Here is a 6483-nt window from a genome sequence, read left to right on the forward strand (position 1 = left end):
CCAACGGCTCCAACGGCTCCAACGGCTCCAACGACGATGCCGGAAATCAAGATTGACAAGATGTGGAGTGACCTAGCTGCTGCACGATTTGGTCGGCGAAGCCGGATGCGGCGACACATGTCCGTCCGACCAGTCGTGAGCCAACAGTGCGCATAGCGTTGGTTTCACCGGTCTTCCACGGCTATTGGAAATCGATTCAGCACGGACTTGAACAATGTGGTCACGAAGTCGTGCCCGTCATCTACGACGCACGCAGCGGGCTCGTCGGCAAGCTCTCGGCCAAGCTTCGATACGACATCCCCAGGCGGTTCGGTAGTGATCCCGTCGATGCGGAGATGGCCGCGGCTTCGAATCGGGTCTCCTGCCAGGTGCAGAACATCCGACCAGACCTGCTACTTGTCGTTAAGGGCGACACCCTCGACCCCGGATTTATCGGTAGCGTTCGTGCCGATGGCACGACGACTGCGTTGTGGCTCTACGACGAACTCAGCCGCATGCATCACACCGTCGAAGGGCTGGAGGGATATGACTTGGTCGCGTCGTATTCACCCTCGGATACGCAACGCCTGGTGGCACAGGGGGTGGCGGCGATCCATCTGCCGAACGCATTCGACGAACGCCTAACGCCAACGCGCGACACCGACAAACGAACGGCCGACGTGGTCCTTGTCGGAGCTAGATATTCAAATCGCGAACGCTCCCTGAAAGAGATCTCAAGGGCTGGACTGGAGGTGCGGGCGTATGGACGCGACTGGTCGCACCACCTAGTTGATCGCGGCCGCAGTCTGAGTTGGTATCGGCCCAACCTGCCAGCCGGGCGCGATCTGCCGCGCGAGCTTGCAGCCACCGCAATGGCGCAGGCAACGGCCGTGTTGAACCGGCACGGCGTGGGTCACGAGGGCTTCACGATGGTCACATTCGAGGCAGCCGGCGTGGGTGGGCTGGAACTGATCGATCGCCCGGACGTCGAAGCGCTTTACGAACCGGGCCGCGAAGTGATCGTATTCCAAGAGGCGCAAGAAGCGATCGAGGCTGTGGAACGTGCCAAGCGTGATTCGGTGTGGGCCGACGCGATCAGGGATTCGGCAAGACGCCGAACTCTTGCTCAACACACATACCGCCATAGGTGCGCACAATTGCTGGCGGACTTGTGCTGATCAACCACGAACTGGAGGCGTGGCAGGCCTGGCAACGACGGCAGAAAGGAGTAGTTGGCGCACTACGCTCTCTGCGCAACAGAAAGCAGAAGACACCAACGCTTCGCCTTTCATCGTGGGGCGACCCGAAGAACGGCTCTGTGCTGCTCGCCTTGGACGGGCTGGAACCAAGTTTGCGGGCGGCCCTCGTCGATCCTGTTCGCAAGTTGCATGAGTCCGGGAGGCATGTCTGCGTCCTGTCGAGTCTTCCGGTTGAGGGGCTATTCCCAGGCGAAGGCCACAGTCGCGTGCTGAACCTGCGATCGGAGATTTCCGCCCAGCTCCCCACCAATCCGTGCGCGGTTGTTTCCGTCGGCAACTATCTACCGGCAGGTGCCGCCGCCTACGCCGTTTCACAGCGACTGCATGTTCCCTATTTCGTGGTGCAACACGGCGTCCTCACTCCGTTCGCACCCCCCCTACCCAGAAACACGACGCTCCTCGCCTGGTCAGAAGAAGACCTGCGTTTCTGGGCTGGGGGCGCGCGCGGCATCAACGGGCAACCCGTAGGCTCACAGCTACTTTGGAACGCCAATGTCGACTCCGCTGCGCACTCAACGCAGCGCGACGGCAGCAGCGAGAACGCGGTCACCTTTCTTGGCCAACTTCACGGTGCCGAGCTACCCCGCTCGACGACCCGAATGTCAGTCGCGAGCCTTCGAAGCGAGCACACTGTGAGGTACCGCCCTCACCCGGTTGAGTCCGACATTCAGAGTCGGTTGCAGCATCGCATTTGGGCCCACGAGGGCGTTGAGATAGTCGGGTCCTCCGAGCTGAGAAGCCTGCCCGGTCCCGTCTTGGCGCACTTCTCAACCGGCATCCTCGAGTCATCCGCAGCGGGAATTGCGTCGTACGCGTACTGCTCGGCTCCTCCTCGGTGGCTGGAGGAACTCTGGGACCGCTACTGCATGCAGCAATGGGGTTCTTCGCAAGCTACGAAGGCCGCTGTGCCGACCCATGAACCAGCGGTGGCCATCGCTGACCGGATTTCGACGCTGTCGGGGTGAATAATCACCAAGTACGGAACCGAGGTTATTCCAAATGCACAGCTGCGGATGGAGTTCACGATGATTGTGCGTCAGAAAGCCGAGTTCGTCGTCGTGGTGCCCGCGCGGGGTGGCTCGAAGGGCGTCTTCCGTAAGAACCTGAGGATGCTGGCGGGCCGTCCCCTGCTCGCGTGGACCATAGCAGCGATTGACTCGGCGCAGGCTCAGCTTCGGTGTGTGGTGACCAGTGAAGACGATGAGATTTTGGCACTAGCGGAAGGACTTGGAGCCGAAATCGTCCGCCGTCCGAAACACCTCGCCACGGACCACAGTCCGACCGAACCGGCGCTGGTGCACGCACTTGAAGCCATGGAGACACCCGACGATGTCCGGCACATCGTGCTAATGCAGGCGACGTCACCTATCCGGCACCAAGGGACACTGGACCTGGCGATCGCGCAGTACCGGTCGGCGGACGTCGATTCGCTGGTCGGAGTCGTCGCGCAGCCTCCTTTCCTCTGGCGGGGCCCGATCGATTCACCTTCGGCGCTTTACGATCCCGGGCTTCGTCCGCGCAGGCAGGACCTCAAACCAACCTCGCGAACCTACCGCGAGACGGGTAGCCTCTACATCACGTCGGTTGCGGGGCTACTTGAGTCCAGAAATCGAATCTCCGGTCGGGTGTCTCTCTTCGTGATGGCCGAGGACGAGGGGCTCGATATCGATACTGAGGCCGATCTCATGCAGGCTCAGCACCTGATGGGTGGTGAAGCGGATGCTTATGGAAAGTGACGTCGCCGCCTACCTTGTCCACGAAGACGAACCGATCGAGACGGTGCTTCGCCGAATAACTGAGAACAAGAGCCGGGCGGTCTTTGTCGTAAAATCAAACGGTAGCCTCGTCGGAGCCCTCACTGACGGGGACTTCCGCCGATGGCTGGTTGCAACTGACTCGCCTTCGCTTACTGATCGCTGCTCCGAAATCGCGAATCGTGGCTGCATTACCGCACCAGAGGGTGCGTCGCCCTCGACTTTCACCCGCCTGTTTGGTGGCGGGGTTGAGCTCATCCCGGTCCTCGATGATCGACGCCGAGTTATCGCAATCGCTCGACCTAGGACCAAATCCTTCGCCATATCGGGGCGACACATCACGCCAGCGGAACCGGCTTTCCTGATCGCAGAAATCGGAATCAATCACAATGGCAGTCTGGACACAGCGAAACGTTTGGTCGACGCGGCTGCCGTAGCTGGAGCCGACTGTGCGAAGTTTCAGATGCGGGATATGGCGGCTCTGTATCGAACCAGTAGCACCGGGTTTGCAAGTGAAGATCTCGGGGCCCAGTACACGCTTGACCTACTGGCGGAATCGGTACTGACAGTCGACCAGATGATCGAGGCCTTTGACTATGCGAGGGCCAGCGGCCTGATCCCGCTGTGTACTCCATGGGATATTCCGACCGCCAAACTGCTTGAGGACTACGGAATGCCTGGCTACAAGGTGGCGTCTGCAGATTTGACTAATCACGATCTGCTCACGCAGCTCGGCGCGACGGGTCGACCGTTGATCGTGTCGACCGGGATGTCCACTGAGCCCGAGATCGTGGAATCGATCGCGCTGCTGAAGTCACTGCCTAGTCCGTTTGCGTTGCTGCATTGCAATTCCTCATATCCGAGCCCGTTCAAAGACGTTCAACTCCGGTATATGGATCGACTCGCGGAGATTGGCGATTGCCTCGTCGGGTACTCCGGTCACGAACGCGGACACCACATCGCGATTGCGGCTGTTGCCCGCGGGGCCAAGATCGTTGAGAAGCACATTACGCTCGATAGGCGAGGCCGTGGGACTGACCATCAGGTCAGTCTGGAGCCTGCCGAGTTTGGCCAGATGGTGGTCGAGATTCGTCAACTCGAAGAAGCTCTTGGGTCTACCCAACCGCGTGTGATCACGCAGGGCGAGCAACTCAACCGGCTGTCGCTGGCGAAAAGCATCGTCGCCCGAACCGATCTGCCTATGGGTCATGTCGTCGACACAGACGATCTTGACATCCGCAGCCCGGGGCGCGGTTTGCAACCGAACGCGAAGTCCCGCCTGACCGGACTACGACTGACACGGGCAGTACCGGCTGGCGATTTCTTCTACGAATCGGATCTGAATCCTGCGACACAGCCACGACAGTTTAGTTTTACCCGCCCGTGGGGCCTGCCGGTTCGCTTCCATGACTACCGCCAGCTCATGGTGAAGTCCAATCCCGACCTGTTGGAATTCCACCTCTCATACCGCGACATGGAGATGGATGTAGGCCAGCTGGTGCCGGAAGAGCTTGACCTGGATCTCGTCGTCCACTGTCCCGAGTTATTTGCCGACGATCACCTGCTCGACCTCGCCACCGCCGACGATGACACCAGGAAGCGATCGATCACTGAGCTTGAGCGGGTTGTGGAGATCACGCAGAAGTTGGCTCCGAAGTTCTCGCGGGCTCAGCGGCCGCTCATCATCGTCAACGTCGGCGGTTTCAGCCCCGACGCTGCGGTCAAAGCAAGCGACCGTCCCAGGCTGTACGAACAGGTGGCGGACTCACTGGCGGCCGTGGATCAAACAGGTGTGGAAATCATCATCCAGACCATGCCGCCATATCCGTGGTTGATGGGGGGCCAGCGATTCCACAATCTATTTGTTGATCCGCGTGAAGCTGCCGACTTCTCGAAATCCCACGGCGTTCGTCTGTGCCTCGACATCTCGCACACGAAGCTCGCATGCACCCTGGCACGCGCGTCCTTCAGCGATGCGGTTGAAATCCTGGCACCCCGGTCAGCGCATCTACATCTGGTCGACGCCGCATCCAGCGACGGTGAAGGCCTGCAAGTGGAGGAAGGCGAGATCGATTGGCCGATTCTGGCCGAGCAAATCAATCGGCTGATACCAACGGCGAGCTTCATCCCGGAGATCTGGCAAGGCCACGTCGGCGGCGGCGAGGGTTTCTGGGTAGCGCTGGATCGTCTTGAGTCAATTCTCAGCCCCCGCCAGACACCCGGGGTTTAGCGCCCTCCGGGCCATGCCCCTAGCGCGGATCGAACGAGACTCAATGGGCCTGGGCTCACCCAAAAGCATCACTGATGAGGTCGCTGTAAGGCTCTAACTCGCTCTCATATTGACCATCGTTCCGTCTTTGGCATTGCCCGCCTTGTTTTTCATCGCGCCGTGCACAAATCCCAGCAAGCGCGCGCGAGGCGCTTCCCATTTCTCACGCTGCCGCGCACCCTCTGGCTCTCTATCTGCTTCTGGCATTGGACCGCCCGATCACACTCGACTCGTCGCGCGGTGCGCAACGTGACGATTGTAGTTCAGCGAACACCAAAAGACGATAGCGGCGGCGTTGTTAGCCCTTGTCCGCACAGGCAGCAAGCGATGTCGACCCGTTTAGTTCGCATACTTCTTTGAGCGTTGGTAGGCGCGCAAGTCAGCGGTTTTCGGTGCGAACCAGGTGATTCGCAACCGTAGTCGGTAACCGTACGTCCGGATCTTCAGTGACCCGCCCCGGCAATATCGGGAGCCATCGCCGTAACGAGTCGCGCGGGTCTTTGCGGTTCGCTTCTTCGACACCTGACAAAAGAGTCGATAGTTGCGCAGGTCACCGCGCCGGTGTGCCGAGACTGCGACACCAACGCGGTGACCGGCGTTGGTCTTGCAGTGAGGCCTCATGAGCCGCTTTGTGCCGCGACGTGGGATTGAGTGACGGTTGCCCGCAGTCACACAGTTGGAAACCGCCGCTTGGTCACCGGACGGGCTGATAGGCGTTGGGTTTGGCGCTGGAGCGACGATTGCCGTAGACACCTGGGTGATCGTGTTGGCCCCATTGAAACGCGACCAGACGGCGGTGAGTCGCGTGCCGTCCGACGATGATGCAATTTGCGGATTGGCCGCGTCCTGCCCCGGCGTGGACAGGTCGGCATGACTGCCCCAGTTGGCGCCCCCGTCCGTGCTCGTCGCGGCGTTCGCGATCGCGTTAACACCATCGAACCCGACCCAGATCATGGTGATGTTGTTCCCGTCTGCCGAGGATGCGATCTGCGGTGTGGCTGCGTCGCGGCCAGCCTCCGAAACGTCACTCGGGGAACCCCACACAGCGTTCGTGCTGACAGCGGACTGAATGATCGTGCGGCTATTGTTGTTGGTGCGAGCCCACGTCGCGGCGAGCTTGGTACCTTCAGCTGAAGAGGCTACTTGCGGCGAGACCGCGTCCCGACCCTTGACCGAAACGTCGGTGGGCGCCTTCCAGGACCCCCCGCTGTCGTCACTGCGG

Annotated in this window: 5 protein-coding genes; 4 read left to right on the plus strand and 1 reads right to left on the minus strand. The window is 60.7% G+C overall.

All coding sequences use genetic code 11. The annotated features are described in order from the left end of the window. Positions 1 to 230 precede the first annotated feature (230 nt). The 4 genes from KAZ48_09960 to KAZ48_09975 are packed head-to-tail and all read left to right on the plus strand — an operon-like array spanning position 231 to position 5222. The gene (locus KAZ48_09960; GenBank protein MBP7973114.1) at positions 231 to 1157 is read left to right on the plus strand and encodes a glycosyltransferase; all 927 of its coding nucleotides are present in this window, start codon (positions 231 to 233) and stop codon (positions 1155 to 1157) included. Next, positions 1127 to 2203, plus strand: coding sequence for a hypothetical protein (locus KAZ48_09965; protein ID MBP7973115.1), 1077 nt, complete (start codon positions 1127 to 1129; stop codon positions 2201 to 2203). The genes KAZ48_09960 and KAZ48_09965 overlap by 31 nt, the downstream gene beginning before the upstream one ends. 60 nt (positions 2204 to 2263) lie before the next feature. Beyond that, positions 2264 to 2974 (plus strand): acylneuraminate cytidylyltransferase family protein, encoded by a 711-nt coding sequence (locus KAZ48_09970; GenBank protein MBP7973116.1) that lies wholly within the window; start codon positions 2264 to 2266, stop codon positions 2972 to 2974. Then, on the plus strand, positions 2958 to 5222 hold the full coding sequence (locus tag KAZ48_09975; GenBank protein MBP7973117.1) for an N-acetylneuraminate synthase family protein: 2265 nt from the start codon (positions 2958 to 2960) through the stop codon (positions 5220 to 5222). Before KAZ48_09970 ends, KAZ48_09975 begins: the two co-directional genes overlap by 17 nt. Positions 5223 to 5600: 378 nt before the next feature. Here KAZ48_09975 and KAZ48_09980 read toward each other — a convergent pair. Continuing rightward, positions 5601 to 6483: exo-alpha-sialidase (locus KAZ48_09980; protein MBP7973118.1), on the minus strand; the 883-nt coding region annotated here is incomplete at its 5' end.

Source organism: Candidatus Nanopelagicales bacterium (assembly GCA_018003655.1).
Lineage (GTDB): Bacteria > Actinomycetota > Actinomycetes > S36-B12 > UBA10799 > JAGNDY01.